The organism is Serratia sp. PL7 (assembly GCF_945957435.1).
Genome location: NZ_CAMFLB010000042.1, coordinates 1 through 17,964, shown reverse-complemented (window position 1 = coordinate 17,964; position 17,964 = coordinate 1). Strand labels below are relative to the sequence as shown.

At 52.5% G+C, this 17,964-nt stretch carries 15 protein-coding genes and 2 pseudogenes; 8 read left to right on the top strand and 9 right to left on the bottom strand.

Annotated features, from left to right (window positions below):
- Positions 1 to 54 precede the first annotated feature (54 nt).
- Positions 55 to 930 carry a LysR family transcriptional regulator gene (locus tag N6G83_RS51565; RefSeq protein WP_024530280.1) on the top strand — a complete coding sequence of 292 codons (876 nt, stop codon included), beginning with the start codon at positions 55 to 57 and terminating at the stop codon, positions 928 to 930.
- A 35-nt stretch (positions 931 to 965) separates the two neighbouring features.
- Here N6G83_RS51565 and N6G83_RS51560 read toward each other — a convergent pair whose 3' ends face one another.
- Positions 966 to 2,582, bottom strand: a complete 1,617-nt coding sequence (locus N6G83_RS51560; RefSeq protein ID WP_211136789.1) for an FGGY-family carbohydrate kinase — start codon at positions 2,580 to 2,582, stop codon at positions 966 to 968.
- 12 nt (positions 2,583 to 2,594) lie between these two features.
- On the bottom strand, positions 2,595 to 3,341 hold the full coding sequence (locus N6G83_RS51555; protein WP_029711642.1) for an SDR family oxidoreductase: 747 nt from the start codon (positions 3,339 to 3,341) through the stop codon (positions 2,595 to 2,597).
- Between the two features lie 415 nt (positions 3,342 to 3,756).
- On the opposite strand from N6G83_RS51555, the gene N6G83_RS51550 reads away from it, so the two are divergent.
- Positions 3,757 to 4,773, top strand: coding sequence for a LacI family DNA-binding transcriptional regulator (locus N6G83_RS51550; RefSeq protein ID WP_024530283.1), 1,017 nt, complete (start codon positions 3,757 to 3,759; stop codon positions 4,771 to 4,773).
- Positions 4,774 to 5,181: 408 nt separating this feature from the next.
- On the opposite strand, the gene N6G83_RS51545 is transcribed toward N6G83_RS51550, so the two are convergent.
- Complete coding sequence (locus tag N6G83_RS51545) at positions 5,182 to 6,153, bottom strand: sensor domain-containing diguanylate cyclase (RefSeq protein ID WP_024530290.1); 972 nt, start codon at positions 6,151 to 6,153, stop codon at positions 5,182 to 5,184.
- A 191-nt stretch (positions 6,154 to 6,344) separates the two neighbouring features.
- On the opposite strand from N6G83_RS51545, the gene N6G83_RS51540 reads away from it, so the two are divergent.
- Genes N6G83_RS51540 through N6G83_RS51530 form a run of 3 tightly spaced genes read left to right on the top strand, consistent with a single transcriptional unit; the run spans position 6,345 to position 12,687 of the window.
- A complete protein-coding gene (locus tag N6G83_RS51540; protein ID WP_211136784.1) occupies positions 6,345 to 7,538 on the top strand; it encodes an SrfA family protein in 1,194 nt (397 codons plus the stop codon).
- Positions 7,538 to 10,468 (top strand): virulence factor SrfB, encoded by a 2,931-nt coding sequence (locus tag N6G83_RS51535; RefSeq protein WP_211136785.1) that lies wholly within the window; start codon positions 7,538 to 7,540, stop codon positions 10,466 to 10,468. Before N6G83_RS51540 ends, N6G83_RS51535 begins: the two co-directional genes overlap by 1 nt.
- Positions 10,465 to 12,687, top strand: coding sequence for a virulence factor SrfC family protein (locus N6G83_RS51530; RefSeq protein ID WP_211136786.1), 2,223 nt, complete (start codon positions 10,465 to 10,467; stop codon positions 12,685 to 12,687). The genes N6G83_RS51535 and N6G83_RS51530 overlap by 4 nt, the downstream gene beginning before the upstream one ends.
- Positions 12,688 to 12,727: 40 nt before the next feature.
- On the opposite strand, the gene N6G83_RS51525 is transcribed toward N6G83_RS51530, so the two are convergent.
- Positions 12,728 to 13,333 (bottom strand): nitroreductase family protein, encoded by a 606-nt coding sequence (locus tag N6G83_RS51525; protein ID WP_024530294.1) that lies wholly within the window; start codon positions 13,331 to 13,333, stop codon positions 12,728 to 12,730.
- Between the two features lie 314 nt (positions 13,334 to 13,647).
- Here N6G83_RS51525 and N6G83_RS51520 point away from each other — a divergent pair, with 314 nt between their 5' ends.
- The 3 genes from N6G83_RS51520 to N6G83_RS51510 are packed head-to-tail and all read left to right on the top strand — an operon-like array spanning position 13,648 to position 14,703.
- Positions 13,648 to 13,887: a hypothetical protein gene (locus tag N6G83_RS51520; RefSeq protein ID WP_161711556.1), complete on the top strand. Its 240-nt coding sequence runs from the start codon at positions 13,648 to 13,650 to the stop codon at positions 13,885 to 13,887.
- Positions 13,888 to 13,924: 37 nt separating this feature from the next.
- Positions 13,925 to 14,182, top strand: a complete 258-nt coding sequence (locus N6G83_RS51515) for a hypothetical protein (RefSeq protein ID WP_065685825.1) — start codon at positions 13,925 to 13,927, stop codon at positions 14,180 to 14,182.
- A gap of 41 nt (positions 14,183 to 14,223) precedes the next feature.
- Positions 14,224 to 14,703 carry an Hcp family type VI secretion system effector gene (locus N6G83_RS51510; protein WP_024530297.1) on the top strand — a complete coding sequence of 160 codons (480 nt, stop codon included), beginning with the start codon at positions 14,224 to 14,226 and terminating at the stop codon, positions 14,701 to 14,703.
- A gap of 46 nt (positions 14,704 to 14,749) precedes the next feature.
- Here N6G83_RS51510 and N6G83_RS51505 read toward each other — a convergent pair.
- The 5 genes and pseudogenes from N6G83_RS51505 to N6G83_RS51485 form a co-directional block, all read right to left on the bottom strand.
- Positions 14,750 to 14,851 (bottom strand): annotated as a pseudogene (locus tag N6G83_RS51505) (DUF1240 domain-containing protein); the annotation flags it as partial.
- Positions 14,852 to 15,179: 328 nt separating this feature from the next.
- Positions 15,180 to 15,581 carry a DUF1240 domain-containing protein gene (locus tag N6G83_RS51500; protein ID WP_260524303.1) on the bottom strand — a complete coding sequence of 134 codons (402 nt, stop codon included), beginning with the start codon at positions 15,579 to 15,581 and terminating at the stop codon, positions 15,180 to 15,182.
- Positions 15,574 to 16,431, bottom strand: a complete 858-nt coding sequence (locus tag N6G83_RS51495) for a hypothetical protein (protein WP_173409279.1) — start codon at positions 16,429 to 16,431, stop codon at positions 15,574 to 15,576. Before N6G83_RS51495 ends, N6G83_RS51500 begins: the two co-directional genes overlap by 8 nt.
- Before the next feature lie 601 nt (positions 16,432 to 17,032).
- Entirely contained in the window at positions 17,033 to 17,305 is a 273-nt protein-coding gene (locus N6G83_RS51490; RefSeq protein WP_260524302.1) for a hypothetical protein, read from the bottom strand.
- A gap of 13 nt (positions 17,306 to 17,318) precedes the next feature.
- Positions 17,319 to 17,964: pseudogene (locus N6G83_RS51485) on the bottom strand (endo-N-neuraminidase); the annotation flags it as partial.

Here is a 17,964-nt window from a genome sequence, read left to right as displayed (position 1 = left end):
TGACAAGCGACAAGAATTTTCTCTAGCATAAAGAAAATCTTTTGGATAACACCTATGCGCTCTAATCTTCCCCTGAATGCCCTACGTGCTTTCGAAGCCTCTGCCAGACATTTGAGTTTCACACGGGCAGCGCTGGAGCTCTATGTTACCCAGGCCGCCGTTAGCCAACAGGTTCGGCTGCTTGAAGAGCGCCTGGGTATGGTGCTGTTTAAACGCTTACCCCGTGGTTTAGAAATGACGGAGGAGTCGCGAGCGCTGTTTGCCGTGCTAACCGACGCCTTTGGCCATATTGAGAAAGCCTTCCGGCAGTTTGAAGGGGGACAATTCCAGGAGGTGCTCACCGTCGCCGCCGTCGGCACCTTTGCCGTGGGCTGGCTGTTGCCGCGTCTTGATCGGTTCAGGCAAGAGCATCCTTTTGTCGAACTGCGTCTTCGCACCAACAATAACGTCGTCAATCTGGCCGCCGAAGGGCTGGATTTCGCCATCCGTTTTGGCATGGGTTTGTGGCCATCAACCCATAACGAGATGCTGTTTGATGCTCCGCTGACCGTGTTGTGTACGCCCGCTACGGCTAAGCGGCTCGTCACCCCTGCCGATTTGCTGCAAGAGGATCTGCTGCGTTCTTACCGTGCTGAAGAGTGGGAAAACTGGTTTGCCGCCGCTGGCCTGCAGGCGGTGAGAGTTAATGGCGCCATCTTTGACTCATCCCGTCTGATGATCGAGAGCGCTATCCATTCCGGTGGTGTGGCATTAGCCCCACCGAAAATGTTTGCCCGGGAACTCGCCACCGCGCAGCTGGTGCGCCCGTTTGCTACCGAAATCAACATGGGCAGTTACTGGTTAACCCATTTAAAATCGAAGGCAATGACCCCGGCGATGGAAATATTTAGCGAATGGTTACTGAAGGAAGCAGCAGAAGATAATTCGTAGGGGCACAGCATGCTGCGCCCCTACAGTATCCAGACTTATTGCAGCTCCTCACGGATCCGTTTGGCCGTGCTCTGCAACAGCTTATAGGCCTCATAGCGGTTAGCGTGCAACGGGTGGAAATCCGCATTCGGTTGGTATTGGCTATCCAACTTGGAAAACTGCGCCATCGCCTGTTCCACCGAGGTGGCAACCTTCCCCGCCACTGCACCCAGGATCGCCGACCCCAGCAATACCGGCTCCTCTGCCTTGGTTGTCACTACCGCGCAGCCACAGCTATCCGCCAGCAACTGCCGCACCAACGGATGGCGGCCAGCCCCGCCGCTGATCACGATCTGCTCAACGGTGACGCCCATCTGGGACTGGGCATCAAGGATTTGCCTGAGACCATAGCCAATCCCGCAAATACCGGCAACATACAGGGCCACCAGGTTATCGAGGTTGCTTTCCATACCCAACCCGGCCACCACGGCACGGGAATGGGGATCGGCAAAGGGAGCGCGGTTACCAAGGAACTCGGGAACCACATGCAGGCCATTGGCGAGTTTTGCTGCTGACGACGCACAAACCATTTTGGTCAGCGCCAAATCGGCCAACAAGGTTGGCAGTGAAATACCCAACGCCTTAGCCTGCTCCGCCGCCTCTGGTGCCGCGGGGTGGAACGAGACCAGTTGCTTGATCGCCGCCCCCGCCGCGCTTTGCCCACCTTCATTAAGCCAGAACCCAGGCACCATCGCAGAGTAATAGGGACCCCAAACGCCTGGAACAAAGGCCGGGTTTTGCGTAGTGGTCATCGTGCATGACGACGTGCCAAACACGTAAGCCAGGTTATTGGTGACTCCACCGCCAACACCAACGGTACCAATCCCGCCAGCATGAGCATCAATCAAGCCCACGGCGACAGGCGTGCCCGCTACTAATCCCATTTCTTTGGCGGCTTCTGTCGTCAGGCCGTTGCCACAAGGCGTACCAGGTTCTTTGATATGTTCCCCAATGCGGCGGAACGCGTCGTCTGTCAACTCTTCAAGGCCGATGGTGCGGAAATAGTCCGGGTCCCAACGTTTCTCATGGGCCAGATAGGTCCATTTGCAGGTCACCGTACAGACGGAACGAGCCAGATCTCCTGTGGCGCGCCAGGTCAGGAAATCGGCCAGATCGAAGAACTGCCAGGCGCTATCGTAAACCGCACGACGGTTCTCCTTCAGCCAAAGCAGCTTGGGCGTCTCCATTTCTGGAGAGATTTTTCCGCCAACGTAGTTAAGTACCGGATGGCCGGTGGCGTTGATCCGCTCGGCCTGCTCCGTTGCCCGATGGTCCATCCACACGATAATGTTACGGTCGGGATCTTCCGATGGCCCTACCGCCAGAGGTTTGCCGTCTACATCGAGTACCACCAGGGAGCAGGTGGCATCAAAGCCAATGCCTGCCACGTTGTCTGGGGAAATACCGGATGCGGCAACCGCCTGCTTGATGCTGCTGCACACCGCTTGCCATATCTCACGGCTGGATTGTTCAACATAATTTTCCGGGCCGCGGAACAGGGTGATCTCTTGGCTGGCATGTGCCAACATAGTACCGGAGAGATCAAAAACCCCTGCCCGTGCGCTGCCTGAACCCACATCGACACCAATAACGACCTGCTGTTGATTGTTCATCATTTTCACCTATCAGAGATCGACACTATTTGGCAGGATCACCAGGTCACGCACGGTGACATGCTTAGAGCGCGTTACCATAAACAACACCGCTTCGGCCACTTCCCTTGGCTGCATCAGGCTGCCGTTGGCCAGCGCCTCATCCATCTTGGCTTTTGGCCAATCGTCCAGCAGCGCGGTAACCACCGGCCCTGGTAACACGGCGCCAACCCGCACGCCATACTGCGCCACCTGGCGGCGCGTGGAGTGCACAAACGCCTGAACGGCAAATTTTGAGGCGGTATAAATCGGTTCCCAGACCACAGGTACGACCCCGGCGATCGAACTGGTAAACAGAATATCGCCAGACTTTTGCTCGATCAGATGCGGCAGCACCGCCTGCACCGAACGGAAAGCGGCGTTAATATTGAGATTAAGCACGCGATCCCAAACGTCCGGATCGCCTTCCGCCACCGGGCCACCAATGTACGCACCGGCATTGGCATGAAAAATATCGAGGCGTCCGGCAGCAGCCAGAATGCCGGGCAGCATACCGGAAACCTGCTGTGGGTTGAGCAAATCGATGACCAGTGGATACGCGTTTTCGCCAAGTTCATCGGTGAGGCGTTGCAGCTTTTCCTGGTCACGGTCGATCAGCACCACTTTAGCCCCGGCCTGCAGGAAAATACGCGCGCACTCCAGGCCGATACCCGAGGCCGCACCAGTGATCGCCGCGACCTTACCTTTGAGGGAGAAATTCAATTGGGTGAAATCTGTCATGGTTGGGTTCCTTTATTAAACAAAAGATCAAATCATCACGACGAAGTCACTGCGTGTAAGTTCATCGCGTTAAGAATTTGGCTGTCGATATTGCCCCTCACCCTAACCCTCTCCCACAGGGAGAGGGAACCGAGCGTGCCACGGATTAGCTCCCGAGCCTGACTTAAGCACCGAATTCGCAAGGGCTAAAGCGTGCAGCTGTTCCTGACCCAGCTATATATTTGCAAGGGTTGGAAACGTACCACCGCAGCTGACCCCAACGCCGTACCAGCCCCTCTCCGTGTGGGAAAGGTTTGGGGTGAGAGGGTATTTACGTCCCCTGTCACACCCTTTGCTCATGGTGCTCAATCGATTGAGCATAATTGCTACTTTTTATTTTTACTGTCAAGATATAGAAAATTGGGGAGCGAAATTTGTGACTGGGTTCAAAGCAAAAAAAACGACGATTTACGATCTGGCCGAACTGGCCGGGGCCTCCTCAAGCGCGGTCAGCGCCGTGCTCAATGGCAGTTGGAAAAAGCGCCGTATCGGTGCCCAACTGGCAGAAAAAATCCTGCGCCTGGCCGAAGAACAAGGCTATACCGTCAATCAGCAGGCCAGCCTGCTACGCCGCCGCAAATCGACGATGATCGGCATGATCGTCCCCAAGTATGACAACCGTTATTTTGGTTCGATCGTCGAGCTGTTCGAATCGATGGCCCGTGAACGCGGCCTGTTTCCGGTGATCACTTGCACCAGCCGCGATCCTGAACTGGAAATCGAAGCGGCTCGCACCATGCTCTCCTATCAGGTTGACTGGATCATCTCTACCGGTGCTACCGCCCCCGACAATATCACCGAGATCTGCGCTGCCTCCGGTATTTCAACGCTAAATCTCGATCTGCCAGGCACCCTCGCCCCTTCGGTGATCACCGATAACTATGCCGGGGCCAAAGAGCTGACGTTACGAATTCTGGCCAACTGTGAAAAACGGCTGGGCTACCTCAAGCCACTGATCTTCGTGGGGGGACGCGGGGTTGACCATAACACCACGGAACGCCTGCGCGGCTTCAGAGATGCCCACCGGCAGTTAGGCGTTGAGGTCATCGAAGAGAACCTGTTGGCCTGCGGCTATTCCCCAGACAAGGCCGAGCTGGCGATGAAAACGTTTATTGCTCAAGGCGGCGATCTGCAAACCGGGCTGTTCGTCAACTCGACGATCTCGCTTGAAGGTGTGATGCGCTGGTTGGTGGCGTCTGGCTATCGCGGAGATAAACAGCCGGTGATGGGCTGTTTTGACTGGGATCCTTTCGTACTGATGTTAGGCCATGACATCGTGATGGTGAAGCAGGACGTCAACAAGATGTTGCAGGCGGCGTTTGCACTGATCGATGCCAACTCGCAAGAAAAACAACTGATTGAAATACCGCCGATCTTCCCAGAGATGATTTGAGGTAACTGCAGCACGGCAAGGGGGTCGGGATTAATAGTCATTTCTCCTGAATCTAACAGGCGGTGTAAGTAGGCAATCAGAAGTAAACCATTGTCCCCGAACATTATGATTAACGGATTGCCGATAACTCGGGTTCCAACAAATGATTTAGACGCTTCTTCCTTGGCTTTTTTACGACTGTACCTATGATTGGTCATCAGGTCTTCAATATAGTCATTTAAAGAGAGGTCCGCCCATAGGTCAAACTCGTCGCAATGCATGGGCCTATAAATTGATTTGGGGATTTTTGACTGTTTTGTTTTCAATCGACTGTCTCACACTTAATAGTAACGTAACGCGTGCTCAGTACTACCCTACCGAATTAGCCATCGATTCAACATGGGTCTGGTGGGGCGAATAACTTGCCGATTACCCCTGCATGAACTTGGATTTCTTGATCCGGTACATGATGGAGTCTCCCTCTGCCAGCAAGGTTTCCAGGCTATGGGGCGCAGAGGGATCAAACTCGACGATGCCATAGGAGAACGCCAGTTGGTAAGGGGTGATCTGTGAAGCATTATGTTCATCCACGTAGCGTTGCAAGGCTAAAATCCCCTGTTCGGCTTCGCTTTTGGTTCGGCTGCCCATCAGCGCGACAAACTCGTCACCGCCTAAACGGGCTATCACGTCAAAATAGCCAAACACCCGTTTCATCAGCTCGGAAAAGTAGATTAACGCCCGGTCACCTTCCCCATGACCGTAGGTGTCGTTAATCAACTTGAATTTGTCGAGATCGATAAATATCAGGCTGGCCTTAACCCCTTTCATCTGACAATGATGCAGCATATGACCTGCCAGGGAGATAAAGCCACGGCGATTGGATATTTGCGTCAGTTCGTCAGAGGTTGATGCCTGAAAGGCACGTAGCTCATCCTCCACCATCGAGGCCAGATCGCGCAGCGCCACCGCATCTTCGGCATCAAACTGCCGGGGTTTGTCATCAATCAGGCACAGAGTGCCCATTTTTAGATCGCCAGAGTAGCTCAATGGACAACCGGCGTAGAAACGGATGTGTGGTGAGTCTTTGACCAGCGGATTATCCGCAAAGCGATCGTCCTGCAGCGTATCGGGAATGAACAAAATATCGTTACCCAGGATGGCGTGACCACACAGCGAGATATCTCTTGGCGTTTCCGTAGCCGCCCCCAGCCCACAGTTGGACTTGAACCATTGGCGGTTTTCGTCGACCAGACTCACCAAGGCAATGGGTACACCGAACAACCGGCGGGCCATGCGTGTCACCCGATCGAAGCGTTCTTCTGGCAGAGTGTCCAACAGATGCAGGGAACGCAGAGCCTTCAATCGCTGTACTTCATTCGCAGGTATCTCTGGCGTTTTCATCGCTACATCCACTCCAATTAAACTCAGGGTCTTTCTCGGAAAAGCAAAACAGCAAGTTGCAGGATAATATCGTTCGCTACCGCTGGCAATCCGATGCACAAAACAGATGCCACTTTGCCCCTGTTTTCAGACGTTTGATCAGGCTATAGCCACTTAAACTAGACATTTAGCTTAAAAGCAAGGCATCCGGTGTGGCAAAACCCTTTTTACGCAGTGGCAATCTAGATGACGTTCTTACATTGGGCGAAAATGGGCAACCTGTCTATGCGTTGGCGTCGCAGTTACGTGAGGCGTTGCGCCTCCAGCAACAGCCAGCCGTCGCGAATTGCCTGGCGATCCCGATCCCCAACGCACAAGGCGACCGCATTGACTGGTATGCGCCAATCGCTGGACGGGCGATCTCCTGGCAAGCGGCCGATGACGATGCACGGGCAGCCGCCTTGCCGCTGTTGGAGCATTTCCAGACCACCGCAGAAGCCATCAGTCTACGCGCTCACCACAGTGGTAAAGCCAACCTGCAAATGTTTGCGACCTTGCTTAGCAAGGCCATGCAGTTCCCGGATCAGAACGCCGTTTTCCTGGTAGATGGCAAACCGGTGATTACCTTCTGGGGGTGCGTGAAAGCCGATGGCAAGATCCGCAACGCGCCTTTGGATTGTCTACGCCCGAAAGATCGCCCCGCGCCCCCCATCGCCCCACCGATTATTGAACCCATTGCCGAGCCCATTGCTGAACCGCAACAGCCCGCACCTCTGTCCCCCCTGGCGGATGACAAGCCTCACCACGCCTGGTGGCTGTTGCTACTGCCTGCTGCTTTCATTCTGGCCGCCGCGATCTGGCTGTTACTCCCTAAACCAACCCCACAGCCAGCAATAAAAATGGCGGAGCCAGCCAAGGTACAACCCAAGCCGGTTATTACTCCCGCCGCTCTACAGTTGCCATTAGGCTATGCGGAGGTGCTGCCCCCGCCGGTCATCACACCGGCAGTGGTCGATAAACTGGCGCTGACGTTACCCGCTGAAGCGGTAAAAGCCGGTTCTACCACCTTCCTCAACGGTAAATGGCGCGTCACCTTGGCGATCAAGGATCCGCTGACTGGCAAACCGCCGAGCCTGCTGTATCAGTTTAACCGTGGCAAGGGCACCGCCAGGATCGTTCAGGGTGACAAAGTCACCTGCCGGGTTGAGGTCAACGCCGGTCTGATGCAATCCGGCAATCTGGTGATCAACAGCCGTACCAAGGCCCGTTGCAGCGACGGTTCCCGTTATCAAATGCCGGAGCTGGTGTGTAAGCAAGGTGAAGCTGGCGCAGCCGCAGAATGCAGCGGGCGCTATGGCAACAACGAAACGGTATTCCCTATGACGATCAAGCGCGAGAGTAAATAATGTTGGCGACCCCCATCGCATATCCGCAGCGCGTTACGCTGATACCCAACAGCGGGATCCAATTTCTGGACTTTTCCCTTACGCCGGTATTGGATGCCGAGCGCCCTGGCAAATTTGTCCGACAGACCGCCAACGGCCCACTGCTGCGGCTGAACTATCATCAGGCCAAGGATCGCTATTTCCTGCCGGTAGCCCCAGGCGAACCGGCCGAAATGGTGCGCCCGGAATTCAGCTTTCCTCTGGAGCAGTCATTGCGGCTGCTAGATCGCGTTTGGTTACCGCTGCCGTTCTTGCGCTTCAACCCGCCAAACAGTTTTCTCAGCGGGCCGGACAACTGGGTACGCATGCAAATCAGACGGTTGGATCAGCCGGATCGGCAAGGCCACACGCTGCGCATCACGTTGGCATTTGATACCCAAGTCTATCCAGCAGGGCATGAAAACCAACAGTTGGCTCTTAATCAGCAGGACATCATCACCGGGTTGAGCTTTGCGCTGGCGCACCATAGCCAGGATCTTGGGGATTTCCTGGATGCCACCTGGGTGGATGGCTGGCTACGCGAGGTCTTTACCCAACAGGCCATCGCCCTGGAGCAGCGCCCGGAACGCAATATCAACGCTTCGCTGCGCGAATTTGAATATCAGGCACATTACCTGAACCTGCTGGAACTGCTGGGCAGCCAACTAAGCGTGCCGAATATCACCCTAGGCAGCGATGTGCAGCAAGCCGCGGTGAATGTGGATTTGATACTTGATGTCGGCAACTCTCATACCTGCGGCATCCTGGTAGAAGATCACCCGGCGGAACGCAACGGCTTGAAACACAGCTATGAACTGCAACTGCGCGATCTCAGCGAACCGCATTATCTGCACCAAGGCCTGTTTTCCAGCCGCACGGAATTTGCCCCTGCCAACTTTGGCAAGGCCAATTATTCGTTTGAAAGTGGCCGCGACGATGCGTTTCTGTGGCCTTCCCTGACTCGGGTGGGCCATGAAGCCTGCCGTTTGGCGCTGCAACGGCAAGGCGATACGGCATCTACCGGCCTATCCAGCCCACGGCGCTATCTGTGGGATGAGGAGAGCTACGCCCCAGGCTGGCGCTTCAACCGTACTGCAGAGCATTGCCTGCAGGAACCGCCTGCTATCGCGACACCATTGGCTCTGTTGATCAATGACCAAGGCCAGCCGTTATCCAGCCTGCCACCGGAAGAGCGCCTGCCGGTTTTCACCCCAAACTACAGCCGCAGTTCGCTGATGGCCCTGATGCTGAGCGAGTTGTTGGCCCAGGCGCTGATGCAGATCAACAGCGTGGCCCAGCGCCTGTCTTTGCGGGACGGGGCAGCACCTCGCCGTTTGCGTAATATCATTCTGACCCTGCCTTCCGCTATGCCGGTACCGGAACGTGAAATCTTCCGCCAGCGGATGCATGAAGCGATCGCGCTCGTGTGGCAAGGTATGGGTTGGCATTCGACAGATGAAGACTTGAGCGGCATAGCCAGTTCGGTGCCGGTCCCCGCCGTGCAGATGGAGTGGGATGAGGCCACCTGTGGCCAGATGGTCTATCTGTATAACGAAATCCAGGTCAACCTCGCGGGCCAGGCTGAGGCGTTCTTTAGCGCCATGGCACGTCCAGACTCCGCTGAACCGGGGAAAACGCTGCGTATTGCCTCGGTGGATATCGGCGGCGGCACCACCGATTTGGCAATCACCCAGTACCGTCTGGAAGAGACGGCTGGCAACAACGTCAAAGTGACGCCACATCTGTTATTCCGTGAAGGGTTCAAGGTGGCGGGCGATGACATTCTGCTGGAAGTGATCCGCCTGTATCTATTACCCGCCCTACAGGCCGAATTCAAACGCGTCGGCGTGGCAGAACCGGCAGCCCTGATGGCAGAACTTTTTGGTCAGGAAGAGAGCCCAGTGCTGCAGCAACAAGTGACACTGCAACTTTTCATCCCGCTCGCTCAGGCGATCCTGGAGCGCTATGAAAGCTTCACCCCGGTGCAGACTCGCAGCGAGATAGACGCCGTGCTGGGCGAACTGTTGACGCAAAAGCCCACCGATAACGTCTTGAAATATATCAATGCTGCGGTACAACGCGGTTTACCGGCAGAGGCAGAACTGTTTGACGTTTTGCAGACGCCGCTAATCCTGCGGCTGAACCACTTGCACGCCGAATTCCTGGCATCACGCATGGCACTTACCCGCAATCTGCGGTTGTTGACCGAGGTGATCGCTCTGCACAACTGCGACGTGCTGCTGCTCACTGGCCGCCCTTCCCGGTTCCCCGGCATTCAGGCCCTGTTCCGACAGCTCCAGCCGGTGCCGATCAACCGTATTGTTTCGCTGGATGGTTATCACACCAGCGGCTGGTATCCTTTCAGCCAGCAAGGGCGGATCGACAATCCCAAATCCACTGCGGCGGTCGGTGCTATGCTGTGTCTGTTAGCACTGGAGTTGCGCTTACCGGGCGTTTACTTCAAAGCGGCCGATTTCCGCCCTTATTCAACGGTGCGTTATCTGGGGCGCCTGGATGGGGACAATCGCCTGCCCGCCAATCAGGTTTTTTATGCCGATCTCGATCTGGACACCCCGGATGGCGGCTTGGACAGCAACGTCAGCTTTGCCCTTAACGGTGCTTTGTGCCTGGGATTCCGTCAGTTAGATAACGAGCACTGGCCCGCCGCCCCGCTGTTTACCCTGACGATTATCGATCCGCAGCTGGCGCGTAACCTGGCTGGCGATAACCTGTTACGGGTTAAAATTGCTCCGCAGCCGGACTCTCCCGCTCGCTGGAGCGTCACTAGCGCCGAACTGGAAGACGGTAGCCCGGTGCCCACCGAACATCTGCAACTCAAATTGAATACGCTGATCGACAGTGCCTCCGGGGCTACCCACTATTGGATCGACAGCGGGAGCGTTTTTGCATGAAGTCAGCCATCCCCCCAATCTCCCCGCTTACCCAGCGCTGGCCGTTATTAAATCAAGGTATCGCTCAGGCGCTGGTCTGGGCGGATAATGCCCGCCTGCAGACGCCCCGCTTTGCACTAGAAGCGCCAACCCTAATGCTTAACCTGCGCCGATGTCGCATTCGGCTTCAGCGGCTGGCGATTGCCGCCACTCAACCGGGGGCGCTGGGCTTTTATGGCCGATCGCAAGCGGCAAAAAATCATCTTATCGCCTCGCTGGCCACGGCCGAGCCAGACTGCCTGGCGACCACCTTCGCCGGTAAAACGCTGGATTACCTGACACATATCCGCCCAGGGCACTCCGCCGTAGGGGTAGCGATCCGCTTTAGCCACGCCGTACCTCAACAAGATCCTGATTATCCAGTGCAGCTTCAGTTGCTCACGGCGGTGGAGTTAGTGTGCATGCTGGCGCGTAGCAGTCATACGGAACAGGCAATAGAAAAAACAGAGGTCGAAGAACTCCTCACCTCGTTGACAAAACGTTGCCAACCTCAGGCTCTGCCGGGCATCGGTGCCGATGATATTGTTGCCCTCTGGGATAGCTTGCGCAGCGACGACCCACAGTTACAACAGCGCTGGGACAGCGAATACTGGCCAAACGCCTTGGCTATCGCTCCCTATCTGTCCATTGATGACCGAGCCCAGCTGTTTGCTCCGCTGTGGGGGAAAGAACCGGCACTAACCGCCTGTTATCGTCGCTTGGCTTACCGGCTGGAGCAACTGGAGGGCGCAGCAAGCGTGCTAGCTCCGCTCAGCCTGCTGACGGATGAAAATCAGCAGCCCAGCTACGGCATCCTTACGCCAGCAAACCTGGAAGAGACCGATGACAAGGTTCAGCTCAAACTCGATAACGGTGTGATAACGATGCCCGTGGCAGAGCTGAGGTTATTGGTCGCAGAATTGCTGATCCCATTACAAAGCCCCCCGGCCCATAGCGGCTTTGCGCAGACCGATTATCTGGACCTGCCTGCCTATAGGGCAGACGACGAGAGCCTGCAGCAGGCCAAGAGCCTCACGTTGCTACAACGCTATAGCGACCAACAGGCCATGCAAGCGTTGATCGTCTGCCATGCGGCGGCCTGCCGTGAAGAAGCAACCATGGTCGGCCGGGCGCTGGATTATTGGGTACAACACCATCAGGAAGGAGGCAGCCGTGGGCATCCCGAGTTGATCTGGGCATTTACCCCGTACGATCGGCGTTCGTCGGCCCATTTTGACCAAGCCGTACAACGTTACGTTGGCCATCCCGGCGAGGTTTGGGGAACGCTGCTGGCGATGAATGAAGATGAAGTCCGGCGAATGACCGACTACCTGCTCACTTCGGTGAATGTTGCAGCCCGTCATAATCGCCTGCAACAACGTTTCGGTAGGCTTGAGCAAGATTTACAGCATAACCTGCTTGGCCGCTGGCTCAATGTAGAAACCGAGAATAAAGCGCCCCTTGCCAAGGCCACGGTAAAAGCATTGCAAGACCGCACCACGCTGCATGGTGAACTGCTGGAGCACCTGTTGCCTGACCGCAACGCCCTGCTGCCACTCTTTTGCCAGCAACAGCAAGATCGCCCGCATAACGACGATCCCTTGGCGATCGCGTTAGATCTGTTTGACGAGCAACCTACAGCGGCATCTCCGCTGGAGTCTGGCGCCAACGTGGTTTTGCGGGTGCAACAGCTATGGATCACCCAACTGCGTAATCTGGCTGATAATCGTGCGTTAATCGACCTGCTGGCGGTTGAAACGGCCACCTTGACCACGCTGGCCGATGAGTTGATCACCGCCAGTTTCCGGCTGGATATCTGGCAACGCTTAGGGAATGCCCTGGCCGAACCGGGACACGCGGGCCACAGCAGGGAAAATCACGTCGAGCGGCAAATCGCCTGTACCTTGACGGTGCTGGGGGATTTTGTCGCCTGGCTTGGCTTCCAACTGCGTCCGCAGGCGCAACGGCCAGAAAGCCGCATTAACCGCGGCCATAAGATCTTTACCAAACCCAGCCAGAACGCCGATCTACGCATGACCGCGTTACCGGTCGAACCGATCAATAACACGGCGCTGTATATCTACGATTGGCTGGTGGGGTTATATCAATTAATCGCTGAGAATGCGGGCCACGGCGCTGCGCAAGCGCTCAGTGGAGCGCAGCGTGAAAGTTTGGGGAAAATTATTCAGGGGATGGGTTAGTTCAGCAACCTCTCTCCCAACGGGGAGAGAGGCAATTCAATTAAAAACGGTCGATCTGCACAATCTCATCAACCGGCAGTTTACCAATGCGCGGATAAGGTTGGCCGATGCCCTTGCCAATCGCCACCATCAGCGCAATCTGGTAGTGCTCGGGCTTATTGATGATCTTGCCCACGGCGTCAAAATCAAAGCCGTCCATTGGGCAAGAGTCATAACCTTGAGCCTTGGCTGCCAGCATCAAAGTCTGAGCAAACAAGCCGCTGCTGCGCATCACTTCATCACGCTGCACCTGAGCCTTACCACGGTAATATTGATCGACAGCGGGCAGCATAAACTGTTGCACCGGTTCCGCCGCTTCACGCCAGATGTTTTTCACCTGGGATTCCCAACTGGACAGATCGCCACACAGTACAACCAGCATGGAGGCGTCGGTTACCTGCGCCTGGCCCCAGGCCACCTCGCGGATATGCTCACGCTGTGCTCGATCTTCGATCAGCAGCGGGCGCCAATGTTGCAGGTTGAAAGCACTGGGGGTGTTTTGCAGGGCAATATTGAGCAGCGCTTTCTTCTCATCCAGCGTCATCACATGCTGGGTATCGAACTGTTTGGTCGCGCGGCGTTGCTCAATAGCGTCAAGTGTATGCATTACTTCATGTCCTTTGATTAAGTTAACCCGCTTATTGTCGCTTTTTCGCAGCCTCTGTCCACCGGGATTTGTGATCCATTCGGCTCAGGCATCCCCTGCCGCTGTCAAGTAAATAACAACGTCTGTTTTCGCATGGTAACCTACGCCAATCAAGCACAGATAAAAGCGTCAATAACATACATTTTTATAATTGAACAATGGGCTGACATTTTAATTTTGAATAACAGAAACTGCTGCGCATGCGTTTTTATAGACAACCCCTGTTATTTATAGGTAATCTGTATTATTGATGATTCATGACAAGGGAGGTTAGTATGGAAAAAGAATCAAGGACGCTATTCGGTCATAAAACTCCGGCGATGGAGCAACTAGTCGAGCAGCTTGAACAGGCTCTACGCGATAGTCCCTTAATACCCGAAGAAAAGCTGGCATTACTGATGCGGATTTGCATTTTATTATTCAGAGCAAATAAGACGGATAGCGCTGAGATGAAGGTTTCAGATGGTCGCATGCTCAAACTCACCCTTGAAAAATCACCCACCACTTCTCATTAATGCCTGTGGTGACTGTTCTTATGAAAGAGGCATGGACATGACCAAGACAAGCAACAATGTCATTAATGACCAAAATGAGTTGGTGGCCAAACTGGATCGACAACTCAATGAAAGCATTAAAAATAGTCAACTTGAAACGGTAGAAGTATTATCGGTGGTTATGGAGCGTTTTTTCTCATTGTATGCGGAAAATGAAGGCCATATCGCCGAGGCGAAATTTACGGACTCAAGCGGCGAGCATTTTCGGTTTACGCTCGAACTTACGGTGCCCCCAGCGCCGCCACAGCGGCACTGATCGTGTTTTTAATGAAGGTATGGACTACATAAGGAAGCGATATGTCTAATTTGATTTACGCAAGTATTAACGGCAAGAGACAGGGCCTAATCTCCGCCGGATGCTCATCGCTGGACTCTATTGGCAACCGGTGCCAGGCAGGCCATGAAAATCAGGTGCAGGTATTAGGCTTAAATCATAGCATCAGCCGTGAACAGAATGTCTCCCACCACCCTGTACAATTTATTAAGCCTATCGATAAGTCATCTCCGTTACTCGGTGTGGCAATAACGGAAAATGAACCGATAGACATCATTTTTTACTTTTACCGCGTCAATCCCGCTGGTCAGTTAGAACTTTACTACGAAGTTAAATTGACCGAGGCCACCCTTGTCGATATCACCTGTATCTACCCCCATTCCATCGATGAGGGTGACAAAATGCCGTTTGAAAAAGTGCAGGTAAAGTATAAGTCCATTAGCTGGAGCCATAAGAGCGCGGGCACTTCGGGTTATAGCATCTGGGATGACAGGGTTTACTGATTTTCATAACCAGATACTCTTCTTACGGGTATCTGGTATTTTGTTATTAACACAACTTCATATCCATTACATATTCTGTCGGCGCATTCCAGGATTTTCCGGGGCAGGTTTTGTAGCCGTTCTCTTTGAGGCTGTAGCCCACATAGAATGAAAAAACAAACTAATTACCGCCCCAATCATAGCAAGCATGCCTAATCGACCAAATAGTTTATTGCTCGCTTTTGTCGGCAAGCCTCTCAATTGAAAATAACATATAAAAAGTAAAGCATGAAAGGTGTTGAAAAAACCATCAACCCAACTCACCAAGAAAAAATAATGACATCACTTAATCTAAAGAAGTCAATATAGCACTTAAAGATAACCAACTAGTCCAACATACAAGCAATAAAAGAAAAACCGCAAAAACGGCATAACGCGGTCTGGTTACATCATCCATCACTGAGAACCCTCCAAGTACAGAAGAGTTAACAATTTCACTACGGACACATTTTTAGATCTCTTACATATTCATTTGGAGCCATCCAGGACTTCCTTGGGCAGATTTTATAACCATTATCTTTAAGGTTTTGGCTAATATACATCGAAGATAATAAGCTAAGTACTGCACCAGATATAGCAATAGTAGATAGAAAATTAGCTATTTTATTATTCATTTTTGAGTATTTATTCTTTATTGCACAACACATTGTCAAATATGAAAAATAGAAAACCCATGGAGCAAAGAAAACCAAGACCCCAACCTTCCATGAAAAAATAACAACCTCACTTAATTTAAAAAAGGCCAGGTACCCACGTAAAGAAAACCAACAACCCCAAAATGCAAGGAGTAAAAGAAAAACTGCGAAAGCTCCATAAATAGGTCTATTTAACTTAACCACGACTGAGCCTCCCCCAAGTGTTAAAAAATTGATCTGGATGATAAGGTGAGTTATGTATTTTATAGGACTTCAAGTGCTTTATTATTTTTTCACTAATTTTAAACTCCGTATCAATCCAGTATAATAAGAGGCTAACGAAAAGTCCGATGGCAAACACAGCAATAGCGATCCCAACAACACTACTTCCCGCGACCATAAAACCAGTAGCTATCGTTTTTGCTCCCCATGCAACCCCAGTTGACACCGCCAATTTAGCCATATCCATAGTTAAATTTACAAAGAAATCGGTTAGACCATATTCGTCTTTTAGCAACAACTCAACGGCGCGATAAGCGGCGGCAAACACAATACAGAATCTTGCCCCACCAATAATGCCATTCTCAATACCTCTGGTCCCGATGCCTATATCTAATATTCTCTGGTTATCAATCAGGTAGCGGGTAGCATTTAAATACCTTCTGATGCCAGGGTATCCCGACAACCGGATGTAGCGATTGCCATTTCTCCCCACGTATTCGGTTGCCGTGACGCCAAACCCTCTCAGCTCCATCGCGATCCTGCCTACGGACAGTGCCTCGGCGATATTGCCAGCAAAAGACGACATCGGGTCGGTGCAGGAAAACATCGCATCCTTCCACGACTGGTTTGCATTGGGATCGCATAGGGTTTTTAAGAAATACTGCGCCTCCTCTACCGTGAGTAAGGCATACATGTTCTCATCTTTCATTTCGTTGAGCTGAGCATGCAGCTTTTCATAGTTGATATCCGCATGCTGCCGCTTAAAATCAAGGTGATCTTGCAGGCGGTAGTCATCATCAACAAAAGTTTGCGAAACTGGATCGTACCTCATAAGCCTTCAGTCCCTCGATTTAGCCTAAGTCAATACAGTATATGAGTTTGCTTGTCACAATCCCATAAGTTTTTCTCACCAATGCGAGAGTCGTCATATTTTCTCAGCATGGTAGAAAACATGCCTTATACTTGAATATTAGCGGATCACATAACGGGAAATAAGGTTTTTCAGTAAATTCATGCCGTTCATTACATTCACAAAGAGAATGAATGGCACCGTTTTTCTGCAACTATCACTTATGATGGGCGCTTTTTACTTTTAAGTTAACAACCCAAGAATATTCTTATTTCACTGCTACTACCTGCCATGTAATACAACAAAACGCTAAACGCAAATGAGTAACCTTATCATTACAGCCATGAAATCATTAAATTACCCCTAAATAAGTAGATCCGTTTGATATTTCGCAATGAAGCGAGAGTGGCTAACCGTCGATAATATTTTTTCTTTTGAGTAAATATCATGACCGATAAATATAATAACGATTCCCCACCAGGGATTATAGCGTGCGAAAAAATTTGATACTAAATTGAAAATCTATTGATACATCGGAAAACCTGAATATTGAAAATATTTGATACCAGATAAGTGGCCATATTCAGTCACTTGTCATGGTTATCTTCAAATCCTCTTCAGCTTCATCAAGCGGATTTCCTTCTCCGGAGTAATTGAACAGATGGTAGTACTCTCCCGGCGTTTCGGAATCCCCAACCTGCACAGCAAACAGCACCTGAGCGACGGCACCTGACAGGCTTACCAGACGATTTGCGGTGTAGATAATTTCTTTGCTGGCAGTGGTTAACGGGCACGACGCGCCCAGCTCAGGATACGAAACCAGTTCTTTGACTTCTTTTGTTACTGTGAACGACATAATTTTCTCCTGCTTATCCCGGCTGGCTGGTCTGACTGACTGCCAGTTGTTTAGAGCCGCCTTTGCCTGTGACGTTTACCGTCAGGAACCCTGATGAATATGTCCAGGCGATATCTATCTGGTCGGCATTATTGATTTGTGAAAATGTCTCCACCAGATAGCCATTGATGAATCTCAGTATTTTGTATGCAGGGAACTGATAACCACCGTTGGCGGCTATCTGAATCTCACCGGACTGGCTGGTTATCTGTAGTGTTTTCGATGCACTGAGAGTCATGGCATTTTCATGAAGGTATTTCTTCAGGAAGCGGACGCGCTTAATCACAATATCCGCGCCGTTATTTGAGCGTGAGAAGTAAATACCGTTCGAGGAGCCAGAAATTCCTGTCACGAACTCCACCCGCATTTTTCTGGGTGTCGTTGACAGCGTGAAAGTTGTCGAGACTTTACCTATCCCGGAAACAATACCGCCGAAAGTGAAGTCTTCAGTACCGCTGGCGCAGTATGCCTCCACCTCGATAATGTATGATTTCTCCGGTTCAAACAGTCCCGATGAGGCAGCATAGCTAAAAATGCCGGTGCTGGCGAAACCCGCCATCAGCACCATCTCATTACCGCGGGCACGCAGATAATCAGACAGAAGGTTTCTGTAGAGAGAG